Below are 453 nucleotides of genomic sequence, written 5' to 3'. Positions count from 1 at the left end.
TAAACTTCCAGGAATTTTATAAAAATTTTCTTTATATTCCTTTATACAGTCTTTTATATCAATTTCTCCTCTTAAAAATTTATGTATATTGTTATTTTCAATTANCTAATCCAAGATTTATTGATACATTTGGTGTACTTAAGTTAAAATCAATTAACAATGTTTTAAAATTTAATAAATGAGAGAGCTCTTGATAAGTTTATAGAAAAGAAAGTTTTTCCCACACCTCCTTTTCCAGAAGATATTGTATATACCTTTGCCATTATATATATTTACTACACTAATTTATAGAAAATTTTTTAACAGATTCTGCAATATCTTTTAATGTTTTTATATTTATTTCAAATTCTTCCCGGCTTAATGATACTAAATTTTATAACCATACTTTTTCTATATTCATTCATTATCCTTGCATCAGAATTTAAAGCAATTTTTAATAGTTTATAATATTTT

Annotated in this window: 1 protein-coding gene; it reads right to left on the bottom strand. The window is 21.7% G+C overall.

Annotated features, from left to right (window positions below; all coding sequences use genetic code 11):
* Positions 1–164: 164 nt before the first annotated feature.
* Positions 165–263: a nucleotide-binding protein gene (locus LUA84_RS05535; RefSeq protein WP_457913299.1), complete on the bottom strand. Its 99-nt coding sequence runs from the start codon at positions 261–263 to the stop codon at positions 165–167.
* Positions 264–453: the final 190 nt, after the last annotated feature.

It is taken from the genome of Candidatus Nanopusillus massiliensis (genome assembly GCF_920984865.1).
This window is presented reverse-complemented; position numbering and strand designations above follow the sequence as displayed.